The organism is Lentzea sp. NPDC055074 (assembly GCF_053608005.1).
Window position 1 is genome coordinate 111,371 of sequence record NZ_JBSGUQ010000007.1, and the last position, 14,234, is coordinate 125,604.

Sequence of the window (14,234 nt, forward strand, 5' to 3'; positions counted from 1 at the left end):
GCGGGACGGCAGGCGGGTAGGACGACCGACAAGCGGAACGACCGACAAGCGGAACGACCGACGGGCGGGACAGCAGACGGGCGGGACAGCAGACGGATAGGACGACCGACAAGCGGGGCGGCAGGCACCGGTGAGCGGACCCTCGCAGGGCAGCCGAGCGACGGCGACCACACGAACCCCCGCTTCCGGCCGAAGCCGGGAGGCGGGCCGTCAGGCGCCACCCGGCACCCGCGAACAGCCCGCCCGCCCCCTCTCCTCGGATCCTTCCCCCAGGACCCCTCGCCGGCCGCGGCGTACTACCCGAGCCGGCGGTGGTCCTCGGCGATGCGCTTGAGCAACCCCTGCAACTCCTCCCCTCGCACCGCCAGCCGCTCCAGCCGCCCGAACAGCGCGAGGTACTCCCGCACGTCCAACGGGTCGGTGATGGTGGCGTTGCCGGTCAGCACGCTGACCGTGACGACGCGCTCGTCGTAGATGTGGAATCCGTGCAGGGCGACGACGTTCGCGTCGGCCGACCACGGCACCACGCCGAGACGGACGTTCGGGCGGCGCTGGATCGCGGCCAGGTGTTCCACCTGTTCCGCCATCAACTCGGCCGAGCCCATCCGCCAGCGCAGCGCGCTTTCGTTGAGCACGAACACGAACTGCTTCGCCAGGTCGTCCATCCGGGAACGGCGGGTGCGCAGGGCGGCCACCGCGGCCTCCTGCTCCGAATGCGGCATCGTCCCCAGCACGATCCGCAGGTAGGACTCGGACTGCAGCAGCGAGGGCACCAGGTTGACCTGGAAGAACCTCGACGTCGCGGCCCGCGCCTCCACACGGCTTATCGTCTGCTGGTGGCGGTGCGCTCCTCGGTGCAGCACGACGCGGCGGGTCTCCGCCTCCGCGTGCAGCGACCTGGCGAGTTCGACCAGTTCGATGCGCGTCTCCCTCGCGGCGGCCAGTTCCGCCACGAGACGCTCCACGTCCGTCACAGACGGGAGCAGCATGCCGTTCTCGATCTTCGACAGCTTTGACTGGCTCATCCCGGTGGCACGGGCGGTGGCCGTGCCGGTCATCTTCGCCTCGGTGCGCAACCGGCGTAGTTCACGCGAAAGCCGCTCTCTCGCTAATCGCGAACGCTCAGGTGCGGTCATGTTCGCACCGTAACCATTCGCACACGGTGAGACGATCGGCCATAGGCGGGGACTTGACTCGCAGTTGACACCTCCAGGTGGGTGATCTCACCTACCTGGAATCGCTTTGTGCTGCTGTTACGTCTCGATCGACTGGTCAAATGCACCCGAAAGAAGCAACCGAAACCTATTACTTGCCATGTGGAAACAACCTTGATTGTCCAGGCAGGACAACGTGAGTGGTTTTTGTCACTCTTTTGTCCAAGAATTAGTACGGCTTTCAATCACGGGCACGCCGACTAAACGCCTCGTTTAGCTCGCAATACCGCGCGAACAGCGAGAGCGATGGCACCGAAAATCAGCACGAACGCGATGAGCCCGAGGCCCGGGGCATCGTCGTACTGGGCGTACATGAGCGCGCCGACGCCGAGCGCGGCGAGGAGGACGCAACCGATCAAGGGCAGCAGTAGGCGAGGCATAGGCCCTACTGTCGCCTGCGATCTATCGAAAGTCAACAGATAAGCACCGCTAAGCGATCAGTCGACGGCCTTCCAGCCGTCCGCCAGCAGCTGACGGGTCTCCCCCAGCAGCTGCGGCAGCACCTTGGTGTGCCCGATGACCGGCATGAAGTTCGCGTCCCCGCCCCACCGCGGCACCACGTGCTGGTGCAGGTGGGCGGCGATCCCGGCGCCGGCGACGACGCCCTGGTTCATGCCGATGTTGAACCCGTGCGGCGACGCCACGTGCCGCGCGACCTTCATGGCCCTCTGCGTGAACGCCGCGAGCTCGGCGGTCTCCGCGACCGTCAGCTCGGTGTAGTCCGCCACGTGCCGGTACGGCAGCACCATCAGGTGGCCGGGGTTGTACGGGTACAGGTTCAGCAGCGCGAACACCTCGGCCCCGCGCGCGATGATCAGACCGTCCTCGTCGGACAGTTCCACCACGCGGCAGAACGGGCAGCCGGCGGGCTCGTCACCGTCGGCCTTGCCCGCGCCCTGCACGTACGACAGGCGGTGCGGGGTCCACAGACGCTGCAACGCGTCGTGGACCCCCACACCGGCCTGCTCGGAGAACTCAGGCGTCACGAGAGCAGTTCCGCCGTGGGCGAGGCGTTCTCGCGACGGCCGACCCACTCGACGATCTGCTCGACGGCCCGCTCCACCGGCACGCCGTTGATCTGCGTGCCGTCGCGGAACCGGAACGACACCGCGTTCGCCTCCACGTCCTTGGCGCCGGCCAGGAGCATGAACGGCACCTTCTGCATGGTGTGGTTGCGGATCTTCTTCTGCATGCGGTCGTCCGAGGCGTCCACGTCGACCCGGATGCCCTTCTTGCGCAGCACCTCGCGAACGGCGAACAGGTGGTCGGCGTTCTCGGACGTCACCGGGATGCCCATGACCTGCACCGGCGCGAGCCACGCCGGGAACGCGCCCGCGTAGTGCTCGGTCATCACGCCGAAGAAGCGCTCCACCGAACCGAACAGCGCGCGGTGGATCATGACCGGGCGCACGCGCGAGCCGTCGGGCCCGGTGTACTCGAGCTCGAACCGCTCCGGCAGGTTGAAGTCGAGCTGGATCGTCGACATCTGCCAGGTGCGGCCCAGCGCGTCACGGCACTGCACCGAGATCTTCGGACCGTAGAACGCGGCGCCACCGGGGTCGGGCACGAGCTCCAGACCGGACTCGCGGGCCACCGACGCCAGGGTCTCCGTCGCCTCGTCCCAGATCTCGTCCGCACCCACGTACTTCTCGGGGTTCTTGGTCGAGAGCTCCAGGTAGAAGTCGTCGAGGCCGTAGTCGCGCAGCAGGTCCAGCACGAACGTCAGCAGCGACTTCAGCTCGTCGCGCACCTGGTCGCGGGTGCAGAAGATGTGCGCGTCGTCCTGCGTCATGCCGCGCACGCGGGTCAGGCCGTGCACCACACCGGACTTCTCGTACCGGTAGACGCCACCGAACTCGAACATGCGCAGCGGCAGCTCGCGGTACGAACGGCCCCGCGACTTGAAGATCAGGTCGTGGAACGGGCAGTTCATCGGCTTGAGGTAGTAGTCCTGGCCCGGCTTGCGGACGGTGCCGTCCTCGTTCAGCTCGGCGTCGAGGTGCATCGCCGGGTACATGCCGTCCTTGTACCAGTCGAGGTGGCCGGAGACCTCGAACAGGTTGCCCTTGGTGATGTGGGGCGAGTAGACGAACTCGTAGCCCTCTTCGGTGTGCCGCTGGCGGGAGTAGTCCTCCATCGCCTTGCGGATGATGCCGCCCTTGGGGTGGAACACCGCGAGGCCGGAGCCGATCTCGTCCGGGAACGAGAACAGGTCGAGCTCCACGCCGAGCTTGCGGTGGTCGCGGCGCTCGGCCTCGGCCAGGCGCTCCAGGTACGCGTCCTGCGCCTCCTGCGACTCCCACGCGGTGCCGTAGATGCGCTGCAGCTGCGGGTTGTTCTCGTTGCCGCGCCAGTACGCGGCGGCCACGCGGGTGAGCTTGAACGCCGGGATGTGCTTGGTCGTCGGCACGTGCGGGCCGCGGCACAGGTCGCCCCAGACCTGCTCACCGGAACGCGGGTCGAGGTTGTCGTAGATCGTCAGCTCGCCGCCGCCGACCTCCATGACCTCGCTCGTGTCGACGTCGCTCTTGATGTCGACGAGCTCGAGCTTGAACGGCTCGGACGCGAGCTCGGTCTTCGCGGAGCCGACCGACTCGACGACCCGGCGCGAGAACCGCTGCGAGGACTTGATGATCTGCTTCATGCGCTTCTCGAGCGCCTGCAGGTCCTCGGGGGTGAAGGGCTTCTCGACCTGGAAGTCGTAGTAGAAGCCGTCCTTCACGGGCGGGCCGATGCCGAGCTTGGCCTCGGGGAACTGCTGCTGCACGGCCTGCGCCAGCACGTGCGCGGCGGAGTGGCGCACGACGCTGCGGCCGTCCTCGGTGTCGGCCGCGACGGCCTCGACCTCGACGTCCACCTGCGGGGTCCACGACAGGTCACGCAGGTGGCCCTCGGCGTCGCGCACGACGACGATCGCGTCGGAGCCCTTGCCCGGCAGGCCGGCTTCGCGCACGGCCGTGCCCGCCGTCGTCCCAGCCGGAACCACCACGCGCGGCGGGTTCTGGGCGACTGCTGGGCGCGACTCGGACACGGTGACTCCTAGATCAGAGATGATGATTGCGGTTCAGATGTTATCGGTGCTCAAGATGGACATGACGATCGCGTCGTGGAAGACGCCGTCCCAGAGCAGGGCGTCCCTCAACCGGCCCTCCTCGCGGAAGCCCAGCTTCTCGTAGACGTGGATCGCCCGGTCGTTGAAGTCGTACACCTCCAGGTCGACCCGGTGCAGGCCGAGCTCGCCGAACGCGTGGTCGAGGACGTGCCGGACGGCGAGCGAGCCGTACCCCTTGCCGAAGCCGTCCCACATCGCGATCCGCAGGCCCGCCGACCGGTTGGGCGGGTTGACGGTGAGAACGACCTCGCCGAGGAACTCGCCGTCCTCCGTTATCGCACGTGTGTAGCGGTTCGGGTCGTTCAGCGTGCGCTCGATGTACGCCTCGTAGTCCTCCAGCGTGAACGTCGCGTGGGTGCCGGTGAGCCGGTCGACCTCGGCGTCGTTCGGCCTGGCCGTGGCCATCGCGGCGGCGAACTCCCTGCGCAGGGGTACGAGTTCCATGCCCCCGATTGAAGCCGGTCGGCGCAACCGGATTCTCGGCGCGACACCTACGTACACGCTTCTGAGTGGTTTTTCGGATGCGACCGAGAGCCCGGGGCGAGCACGCTGGTGTCCCCGGCCCGCCGAATGGAGCACCGACATGTACGACCTGGTCGTCAAATGCCCGGTCCGCCTCACCGAGTCCAACCGGGACGAACTGCGCCTCCTCTACGCCGATCTGCGCGACCACTACGCCCGCCGCGACGCCCGCGACGGCACGCGCACGACGTTGCACTTCCTGTGGACCGGGGTGCTCGACGAGGAGCTCTTCGGCGCCACCTACGCCGACCAGCGGCACGTTTTCGCTGGTTCCAGGCCCGTGATGAACTCCCAGCGCGATCCTGGAGGGCTTCAGGAAACGAACAGGTGGCTGTCAGCCCCAGCTCAGCCGAACGGCGCATCGTTGAGGACATGAGCGAGCAGGGACAGACGCCTCCACCGAGGGAGCCGTCACGAGACGAACCGCAGGCCGCCCAGCCTGCACGGGACCAGGCGACGACCCCGCTGCCGGCCGAAGCACCGGCCACACCTGGTCAGCAGCCGACCGCCGAGCTTCCGGCCCAGCAACCGACAGCCCAGCAACCCGCGGCGCAGCCCGCACCCGCGGAACCCGCACCCGCCACCGCCACCACCGCGGAGGCACCGACGGGACCACCGCCTCCTCCACCCGCGGCCCCCGTGGCCGCCGTGCCAGCGTCTCCGGGCCGAGGCAGGCGTTTCGTGCGCCACCGCGCCACCCAGCTGGTCGCCGTGGGCCTGCTCGGGCTCGTCCTCGGCGGCGGCATCGTGGGAGCGGTCGCCGCGAACAGGTTCGACCACCGCGGCGGACCCGGCCAGGTGCGGATGTACGAGCGCGGCGAACGCGGACCGGATCGCGGGAACGACCGCTTCGAGCAGCGCGGTCCGTTCGGCGATCGCGGCGACAGGGGTGACCGCTTCGAGCGGTGACCGACCGAGCGCACGACCCGTGTCATCCGATTCCCCGACGACCGACACGGGTCGTGCGCTCCCCAAGACCAGGAACGCGCGCCCCCGCCGGATTAGTCCCCTCGTTCTGCGGTGGCGTGCGTTCCGCCCATCCGTCAGTGCGGTTGCGGCCCGAGCCTGATCGCCAGCAGCTGGCGCCGCAGCACCTTCCCGGTCGCGTTGCGGGGCAGCTGCGGCACGACCACGACCTCCCGCGGCACCTTGTGCCGGGCCAGCCGGGTGCGCACGAACTCGCGCAGCTCGCGGACGTCGATCCGCGTCCCCGCCACCGGCACCACGAACGCGCGCAACCGTTGCCCGTACTCGGGGTCCGGCACGCCGAGCACCGCCGCGTCGCGCACGCGGTAGTGCGTCATGAGCAGGTTCTCGACCTCGACCGGGTACACGTTCTCGCCGCCGGACACGATCATGTCGTCCTCGCGGCCGTCGAAGTACAGCCGGCCGCTGGGGTCGAAGTGCCCGAGGTCGCCGGTCGCGACGAGCCCTTCGATGGACTCCTTCTGCGAGCCGTCCGTGTACAGGTCGACGGTCAGGGAGCCGCGCACGTAGATCTTGCCCGTCACGAACGACCGCGTGACGCGGTTGCCCTCGTCGTCGTAGATGCGCACCACGCAGTTGTGCGGCGGCAGGCCGACGCTGGACGGCGCGGCCGCCAGGTCCTCCGGTGTGGCGACGGTGGCGACGGCGACTTCCGTTGAGCCGTAGAGGTTGTAGAGCACCGGGCCGAGGACGGCCTGGGTGCGCTGCACGAGGTCGGGCGCGATGGGGGCGCCGGAGGAGAACACGACGTCCAGGTGCGACAGGTCGAACGAGTCGATCACGTGCCGGTCGAGCTCCATGATCCGCTGCAGCATCGTCGGCACCAGCACGAGCGTCGTGCAGCGCTGGCCCTGCACCGACCACAGCGTCTTGCGCGGGTCGAAGCGGCGGTGCAGCACCGCGCGCGAGCCGAGCGACATCGCGAGGGTCAGGTGCGAGTAGCCGACGGAGTGGAAGATCGGCGCGGCGATGAACGTCGACTCGCCCGAGCGCATCGGGATCCGGTCGAGGAAGTCCGAGGCGGTGAGCACCGACTTGATCTCGCGGGCGGTGCCCTTGGGGGTGCCGGTCGTGCCGGAGGTCAGCTGGATCACGACGCCCGGTTCGCGCGGGGGTTCCAGTTCGCCGCGGGGCGCCTTGGCGACCAGCTGGTCGAGTGTCGGCGTGCGACGGTCGAGCCCGTCGCGCGACCACGACAGCCAGCGCGGGATCGACGGAGGCAGCTGGTGGAACAGCGGCGTGAACTCCTCGTCGTGAATGACGACTGACGCGCGCTCACGTTGCAGGAGGTCCAGGACGACCGGCGCGCCGAAGCCCGTGTTCACGAGCAGCACGCGCACGCCGAGCTTCGCGCACGCCAGCAGGGACTCGACCATGCCGCGGTGGTTGCGGCACATCAGCGCGACGACGTGCATGTGCTGCACGCCGAGCGAGCGCAGCCCCTGCGCGATCGCGTTGGAACGCCGGTCGAGCTGCCGGTACGTGACCGACCCGCGGTCGTCGACGATCGCGACGCCGTCGGGGTTCAGCCGGACGGAACGGCGCAGCGCCGTCACGTTCGGCCCCCAGATCTTGACCTCTCTGAGCGCCTCCACGGACATCCTGAAGTTCGTGAGACTCACCATGCCCGCGGCGGACAGAACACGGAGTGAGTGCACCCGGCCCATGGCGTCGCGAAACACCTTGCGCAACCCTGGCATCAACAGCTCCTCGCGCTGCAAGTCCCCGAGGTATTCGGACGGTAACTGTCCGCAAGGCTCAGGCCAAGCCTTGTCCCATGCGGAATTCGCATGACAACAGGACATTTGAACCTGTAAACGTTTTCATGTTGCCCGCAACCTGCCTGGCCACTCTCCCACACTGCTGCAATCGACGGAGTCTGACCGGTCAGACCAGGAAGCCGCGCAACAACGACGCGGTGCCGTCGAGGTGTTCGGCCATCGCCTGACGCGCCGTGACGGGGTCTCCGTCCAAAATGGAGGCGATGATGCGCTCGTGCTGGGCGTTGGAGTGCGCGAGGTTCGGTTCGAGCAGCGGGATGTGGTCCAGCAGCTCGTTCGCGCGCATCCGCGACTCGGCGACGGCGGCGGTCAGCGCCGCGGATCCGGTGGCCTCGGCGATCGCGAGGTGCAGCCGCGAGTCCTTGCGCCGATATTCCGCGAGCGTTGAAGTGGACGCCTCCTCCAGGCGGGCGCGCAGCCCGCGCCGTTCGGCGGGGCCCAGCGACCGTCCCGCGGCCGTCTCCGCGGCACCGGTCTCGAGCACCCTGCGCAGCGTCAGCACGTCGTGGAGGTCGCCGAACTCCTTGCCGGGCGCGGACTTCGGCAGCACCTCGTTGACGAACGTGCCGCCGTACCGTCCCCTTCGGGACTCCACGAAATGGTTCTCCTGCAACGACCTGATGGCCTCGCGCACGGTCACCCGGCTCACGCCGAGCCGGGTGGCCAGCTCCCGTTCGGACGGCAGCCGCTCCCCCGGCGCGACGACGCCGAGCCGGATGGACTGCATGAGCCGTTCGACGGTCTCCTCGAAGGCGTTGCCCGCCCGCACCGGGCGGAACAACGCCTCCTGCGCGTGCTCCACCACGGCTAGAGCGGTGTCACGTACGCGCCGGCGATGCCGCCGTCCACGAGGAAGTTCGACGCGGTCATGAACGACGAGTCGTCGGACGCGAGAAACGCGACCGCCGCGGCGATCTCCTCGGGTTCGGCGAACCGACCGAGCGGTACGTGGACGAGCCGCCGCGCCGCGCGCTCGGGGTCCTTCGCGAACAGCTCCCGCAGCAGCGGGGTGTTCACCGGGCCGGGAGACAGGGCGTTGACGCGGATGCCCTCGCGCGCGAACTGCACGCCGAGCTCACGCGACATCGCGAGCACGCCGCCCTTCGACGCCGTGTAGGAGATCTGCGACGTCGCCGCGCCCATCGTCGCCACGAACGACGCCGTGTTGATGATGGAGCCCTTGCCGTTGGCCTGCATGTGCGGAATGGCGTACTTGCAACACAAATAAACCGACGTGAGGTTCACCTTCTGGACGCGCTCCCACGCTTCGAGCCCCGTGGTGAGGATCGAGTCGTCGTCGGGCGGCGAGATACCGGCGTTGTTGAACGCGATGTCCAGCTTGCCGTAAGTGTCCACAGTGGTCTGGAAAAGCGCTTTGACCTGTTCCTCGTCGGTCACGTCGACCTGGACGAACAGCCCGGCCACCTCGTCCGCCGCGGCCTTGCCGGACGCGGGGTCGAGATCGGCGACGACGACCTTCGCGCCCTCGCTCGCGAACCTCCGCGCGGTCGCGAGTCCGATCCCGCTGCCGCCACCCGTCACGACGGCCACGCGGCCCTCGAGTCGCTGCACCATCTCTTGTTCTCCTCGTTGCTCGGACTTGCCCGGCATCAGGTGGCGATGAAGACGTTCTTGACTTCGGTGAACGAGTCGAGCGCGTCGGGACCGAGCTCACGGCCCAGCCCGGACTGCTTCACGCCACCGAACGGCGTCGAGTAGCGCACGGACGAGTGCGAGTTCACCGACAGGTTCCCGGCCTCGACGGCCCGCGAGACGCGGATCGCACGGCCGACGTCCTGAGTCCAGATGGAACCGGACAGGCCGTACTCGGAGTCGTTCGCGATCCGGATGGCGTCGGCCTCGTCGGTGAACGGCAGCACGACGACGACCGGGCCGAAGATCTCCTCGGAGACGGTCGGGTGGTCGTAGGCGGGTGTGAGGACCGTCGGCGGGAACCAGAACCCCGGTCCTTCCGGCGCGGCGCCCTGGAACGCGATCGGGGCGTCGTCTTGGACGTAAGACGCGACCTTGCGCAGGTGCGCCGCGCTGATGAGCGGCCCCATCTCGGTCGCATCGTCGCCGGGCTCGCCGACCTTCACGCCCTTGACCGCGGGCTCCAGCAGCTCCATGAACCGGTCGTAGACGCCGGCCTGCACGAGGATCCGCGAGCGCGCGCAGCAGTCCTGCCCGGCGTTGTCGAACACCCCGTACGGCGCGGTGGCGGCGGCCTTCTCCAGATCGGAGTCGGCGAAGACGATGTTCGCCGACTTGCCGCCCAGCTCCAGCGTCACCCGCTTCACCTGCGACGCGCAGCCCGCCATGATCTGCTTGCCGACCTCGGTCGAGCCGGTGAAGACGACCTTGCGCACCAACGGATGCGTGACGAACCGGTTGCCGACGACGCTGCCCTTGCCCGGCAGCACCTGGAGGACGCCCTCGGGGATGCCCGCCTCGAGCGCGAGCTCGCCGAGGCGGATCGCGGTCAGCGGGGTGATCTCGGCGGGCTTGAGCACGACGGTGTTGCCGGCCGCGAGCGCGGGCGCGAACCCCCAGCCCGCGATGGGCATCGGGAAGTTCCACGGCACGATCACGCCGACGACGCCGAGCGGCTCGTGGAACGTGACGTCGAGCCCGCCCGCGACCGGGATCTGCTTGCCGAACAGGCGTTCCGGCGCGGCCGAGTAGTACTGCAGCACGTCCCGGACGTTGCCCGCCTCCCAGCGCGCGTTGCCGATGGTGTGGCCGGAGTTCTCGACCTCCAGCAGCGCGAGCTCCTCGACGTGGGAGTCGACGATCTCCGCGAACTTCCGCAGCAGCCGGGCGCGGTCGCCGGGGGCGACGGTCCGCCAGCTCTCGAACGCCTTCTGCGCCCGGCCGATCGCCGCGTCCGTGTCGCCGAGAGTGGTGTGCGCAACGGTCCGCACGACCTTCTCGGTGGCCGGGTTGATGACGTCGAAGGTCACGCTTTGCTCCTTGAAACGTCGACGAGTGCTTCGAACAGCCTGAGGTCCTCGATGTCCTGCTCCGGGTGCGACTGGACGCCGACGACGAACCGCGCGCCCTCCAGTTCGACGGCCTCGACCGTGCCGTCGGGGGCCTGCGCCGTCACCTTGAGGCCGTCGGCTATCCGGTCCAGCGACTGGTGGTGATGACATTGAACGGTCGTTCGATCGCCGAGGACGCGGTGCAGCGCGGTGCCCGGCGCGACGGCGATCTCGGTGTGCTCGAACACGGCGGGCGCCGGATTGTGGCCCTCGACGTGCTGGTGCAGCGTGCCGCCCAGCGCGACGTTGAGGACCTGCATGCCCCGGCACACGCCGAGCACCGGCAGGTCGAGCTTCAGCGCGGCCTCGACCATCGAGAACTCGGCCTCGTCGCGGTCCCGGCGCGGCTCGCCGGTCAGCTCGTGCTTCTCGGCGCCGTAGGTGGCGGGGTCGATGTCGGCGCCACCCGCGATCACCAGGCCGTCGAGGAACCCGAGGGTCTCGGCGTTCCAGGTGCCGACCGGCGGCAGCATGACGGGGTTGCCGCCCGCCTGGACCACGCAGTCGAGGTAGCCGCGGTAGAGCACCGCGGCCTCCACGTCCCAGTGCCCGAAGCGCGTGCGCTCCAGGTACGTGCTGATGCCGATGAGGGGCTTAGAGGCGCTCAAACCCGCGTACCTTCTCCCAGTCCGTGACCGCCGCGTCGAACGCGGCCAGCTCGACCTTCGCCGCGTTCAGGTAGTGGTCGACGACCTCCTTGCCGAACGCCGACCGCGCGATCTCGCTGGCCGCGAACAGGTCCGCGGCCTCGCGCAGCGTCGTCGGCACCGTCGGGCGGTCGGACGCGTAGGCGTTGCCGACGAACTCGTCCTCGAGCTCCAGCTCCTGCTCGACGCCGTGCAGGCCGGCCGCGATCAGCGCCGCCACCGCGAGGTACGGGTTGACGTCACCGCCGGGCACCCGGTTCTCGAACCGCAGGGAGTGCCCGTGGCCGACGACGCGCAGCGCGCACGTGCGGTTGTCCCGTCCCCACGCGACAGCCGTCGGCGCGAAGGAGCCCTGCACGTAACGCTTGTAGGAGTTGATGTTCGGGGCGAGGAAGTAGGTGAACTCCCGCAACGCGGCCAGCTGGCCCGCGAGGAAGTGCTTCATCAGCTTCGACATGCCGTGGCCCTCGGCGAAGACCGGCTCGCCCTCCTTGGAGCGCAAGGAGAGGTGGATGTGGCAGGAGTTGCCCTCGCGTTCGTTGTACTTCGCCATGAACGTGAGCGCCTTGCCCTGCTGCGACGCGATCTCCTTGGAGCCGTTCTTGTAGATCGCGTGCTGGTCGCACGTGCGCAGCGCCGTCGTGTACTTGAACGCGATCTCGTGCTGGCCGGGGTTGCACTCCCCCTTGGCCGACTCGACGACCATGCCGGCGCCCGTCATGCCGTTGCGGATGGCGCGCAGCAACGGTTCCACGCGCGCGGTGCCGAGCAACGAGTAGTCGACGTTGTACTGGTTGGACGGTGTGAGGTTGCGGTAGCCCGCGTTCCAGGCCTGCTCGTAGGAGTCGTCGAAGAGGATGAACTCGAGCTCGGTGCCGACGTAGCAGTCGAGGCCGAGCGCGGCGAGCCGGTCGAGCTGCTTGCGCAGGACCTGGCGCGGCGAGGCGACGACCGGGTCGCCGTTCTCCCAGACGACGTCGCACATGACGAGCGCGGTGCCCTCCTGCCACGGCACCCGGCGCAGGGTCTCGACGTCCGGCTTCATCACGAAGTCGCCGTACCCGCGCTCCCAGCTCGACATCTCGAAGCCGCTGACCGGGTTCATCTCGACGTCGACGGCCATCAGGTAGTTGCAGCCCTCCGCGGAGTGGCCGAGGACCTCGTCGAGGAAGTACTGCGCGGCACACCGCTTGCCCTGCAGGCGACCCTGCATGTCCACGATCGCGACCAGGACGGTGTCGATCTCACCGGCGTCCACGGCCACGCGCAACTCCTCGACGGTCAGCATCTCCGCGTTCCTCCAAAGGTATGTCTGCGAGCCATTGACGGCTCCATCTTGACACCGCCGGGTGACGAGCGCCACCCTCAACCACCGCTTAAAGGACTATTAGGAGTCCATATGGCCAAGCACGTCGAGTACGAGAAGGTGAGCAGCGACTACCTGGAGCACCGACAGCTCAAACGTGGCGCGGCGGGGTGGGTCCTGCTGGCCGGGCTGGGAGTCTCGTACGTGATCTCCGGCGACTTCGCCGGGTGGAACTTCGGCCTCGCCCAGGGCGGCTGGGGCGGGATGCTGGTCGCCACGATCCTGATGGCGACGATGTACACGTGCATGGTGTTCGGTCTCGCCGAACTGGCCTCAGCGCTGCCCGTCGCGGGCGCTGGCTACGGATTCGCGAGGCGCGCGCTCGGCCCGTTGGGCGGGTACGCGACAGGGATCGCCATCTTGATCGAGTACGCCATCGCTCCCGCGGCGATCTCGGTGTTCATCGGCGACTACATCAAGGCTCTCGGTCTGCTCGACGCCACCTGGCCGGTGTACCTCGCCTGCTACATCGTGTTCGTCGGCATCCACCTCTACGGCGTCGGCGAGGCGCTGCGGGTGATGTTCGTGATCACCGGTGTCGCGGTGGTGGCGCTGGTCGCGTTCGTGGCGGGCATGATCCCGAAGTTCGACTCGGCGAAGCTCTTCGACATCGGCGACGGCTCGTTCCTGCCGATGGGCGTCACCGGGGCGTGGGGCGCGATCGTGTTCGCGATCTGGTTCTTCCTCGCGGTGGAGGGCGTGCCGCTGGCCGCCGAGGAGGCGCGGGATCCCAAGCGGGACATGCCTCGCGGCATCATCGGCGCGATGGTCGTGCTGCTGGTGTTCGCGGCGGCGATCCTGCTCGTGGCGCCCGGCGGTGCGGGCTCGAAGGTGTTGGAGGCGTCCGGCAACCCGTTGCCCGAGGCGGTGCGGGCGGCCTACGGCGGGGACACGTTCCTGGCGCAGCTCGTGAACTACGTCGGCCTCGCGGGTCTGGTCGCGTCGTTCTTCTCGATCATCTACGCGTACTCGCGCCAGCTGTTCGCGTTGTCCCGCGCGGGATACCTGCCGCGCTGGCTGTCGAAGACCGGCAAGCGCAAGACGCCGTACCTGGCGTTGATCGTGCCCGGCACGATCGGCTTCGTCCTGGCGACGACGATGAAGACGATCGACCCGGTGACCGGTGGCGCGCGGCTCATCAACATCGCGGTGTTCGGTGCCGCGCTGTCCTACGTGCTGATGATGGTGTCGCACATCGTGTTGCGGAAGACGGCGCCGGACCTGCCTCGCCCGTACCGGACTCCGGGCGGCGTGGTGACCACGAGCGTGGCTCTCGTTCTCGCCGTCGCGGCCGTCATCGCGACGTTCTTCGTGGACGAGGTCGCTGCTGCTGTGACGGCGGGCATCGTGCTCGTCGCCGTGGCGTACTACTGGTTCTACAGTCGACACCACCTGGTCGCGAACGCTCCGGAGGAGGAGTTCGCGGCGATTGCGAAGGCGGAGGCCGAGCTCGACTGAGCAGGCGAGCGGTTCGGGTGGACGCGGTGCCCCTAACGAGGTGCCGCGTCCCCCTAACGGGTGACCTTCGGCCCCTAAGGACTTCAGCCGCCCGAAGTCTAGG

General features: G+C 68.7%; 14 protein-coding genes. 3 read left to right on the forward strand and 11 right to left on the reverse strand.

Features of this window, described 5'->3' with window-relative positions; all coding sequences use genetic code 11:
* Positions 1 to 296: 296 nt before the first annotated feature.
* The 5 genes from ACWF7A_RS18410 to ACWF7A_RS18430 form a co-directional block, all read right to left on the reverse strand.
* On the reverse strand, positions 297 to 1,136 hold the full coding sequence (locus ACWF7A_RS18410) for a helix-turn-helix domain-containing protein (RefSeq protein WP_452251644.1): 840 nt from the start codon (positions 1,134 to 1,136) through the stop codon (positions 297 to 299).
* 278 nt (positions 1,137 to 1,414) lie between these two features.
* Positions 1,415 to 1,594, reverse strand: coding sequence for a hypothetical protein (locus tag ACWF7A_RS18415; RefSeq protein WP_452251645.1), 180 nt, complete (start codon positions 1,592 to 1,594; stop codon positions 1,415 to 1,417).
* A 57-nt stretch (positions 1,595 to 1,651) separates the two neighbouring features.
* A complete protein-coding gene (locus tag ACWF7A_RS18420; protein WP_452251646.1) occupies positions 1,652 to 2,200 on the reverse strand; it encodes an HIT family protein in 549 nt (182 codons plus the stop codon).
* Positions 2,197 to 4,245, reverse strand: coding sequence for a threonine--tRNA ligase (gene thrS, locus ACWF7A_RS18425; protein WP_452251647.1), 2,049 nt, complete (start codon positions 4,243 to 4,245; stop codon positions 2,197 to 2,199). Before thrS ends, ACWF7A_RS18420 begins: the two co-directional genes overlap by 4 nt.
* A 33-nt stretch (positions 4,246 to 4,278) precedes the next feature.
* Entirely contained in the window at positions 4,279 to 4,770 is a 492-nt protein-coding gene (locus ACWF7A_RS18430) for a GNAT family N-acetyltransferase (protein ID WP_452251648.1), read from the reverse strand.
* A 139-nt stretch (positions 4,771 to 4,909) separates the two neighbouring features.
* On the opposite strand from ACWF7A_RS18430, the gene ACWF7A_RS18435 reads away from it, so the two are divergent.
* Complete coding sequence (locus tag ACWF7A_RS18435; protein WP_452251649.1) at positions 4,910 to 5,224, forward strand: hypothetical protein; 315 nt, start codon at positions 4,910 to 4,912, stop codon at positions 5,222 to 5,224.
* Positions 5,221 to 5,757: a hypothetical protein gene (locus ACWF7A_RS18440; RefSeq protein WP_452251650.1), complete on the forward strand. Its 537-nt coding sequence runs from the start codon at positions 5,221 to 5,223 to the stop codon at positions 5,755 to 5,757. The genes ACWF7A_RS18435 and ACWF7A_RS18440 overlap by 4 nt, the downstream gene beginning before the upstream one ends.
* A 134-nt stretch (positions 5,758 to 5,891) precedes the next feature.
* Here the strand turns inward: ACWF7A_RS18440 and ACWF7A_RS18445 are convergent, their stop codons facing one another.
* From ACWF7A_RS18445 to ACWF7A_RS18470, 6 genes are all read right to left on the reverse strand, one after another.
* A complete protein-coding gene (locus tag ACWF7A_RS18445; protein ID WP_452251651.1) occupies positions 5,892 to 7,535 on the reverse strand; it encodes an AMP-binding protein in 1,644 nt (547 codons plus the stop codon).
* A 187-nt stretch (positions 7,536 to 7,722) separates the two neighbouring features.
* A complete protein-coding gene (locus tag ACWF7A_RS18450) occupies positions 7,723 to 8,421 on the reverse strand; it encodes a FadR/GntR family transcriptional regulator (protein WP_452251652.1) in 699 nt (232 codons plus the stop codon).
* 2 nt (positions 8,422 to 8,423) lie between these two features.
* A complete protein-coding gene (locus ACWF7A_RS18455) occupies positions 8,424 to 9,191 on the reverse strand; it encodes a 3-oxoacyl-ACP reductase (RefSeq protein WP_452251653.1) in 768 nt (255 codons plus the stop codon).
* Between the two features lie 35 nt (positions 9,192 to 9,226).
* Positions 9,227 to 10,579, reverse strand: coding sequence for an aldehyde dehydrogenase family protein (locus ACWF7A_RS18460; protein WP_452251654.1), 1,353 nt, complete (start codon positions 10,577 to 10,579; stop codon positions 9,227 to 9,229).
* Positions 10,576 to 11,268 (reverse strand): gamma-glutamyl-gamma-aminobutyrate hydrolase family protein, encoded by a 693-nt coding sequence (locus tag ACWF7A_RS18465; protein ID WP_452251655.1) that lies wholly within the window; start codon positions 11,266 to 11,268, stop codon positions 10,576 to 10,578. Before ACWF7A_RS18465 ends, ACWF7A_RS18460 begins: the two co-directional genes overlap by 4 nt.
* Complete coding sequence (locus ACWF7A_RS18470; protein WP_452251656.1) at positions 11,255 to 12,595, reverse strand: glutamine synthetase family protein; 1,341 nt, start codon at positions 12,593 to 12,595, stop codon at positions 11,255 to 11,257. The genes ACWF7A_RS18465 and ACWF7A_RS18470 overlap by 14 nt, the downstream gene beginning before the upstream one ends.
* 111 nt (positions 12,596 to 12,706) lie before the next feature.
* Here ACWF7A_RS18470 and eat point away from each other — a divergent pair, with 111 nt between their 5' ends.
* Positions 12,707 to 14,131 (forward strand): ethanolamine permease, encoded by a 1,425-nt coding sequence (gene eat, locus ACWF7A_RS18475; protein ID WP_452251657.1) that lies wholly within the window; start codon positions 12,707 to 12,709, stop codon positions 14,129 to 14,131.
* The last annotated feature ends 103 nt before the right edge of the window (positions 14,132 to 14,234 follow it).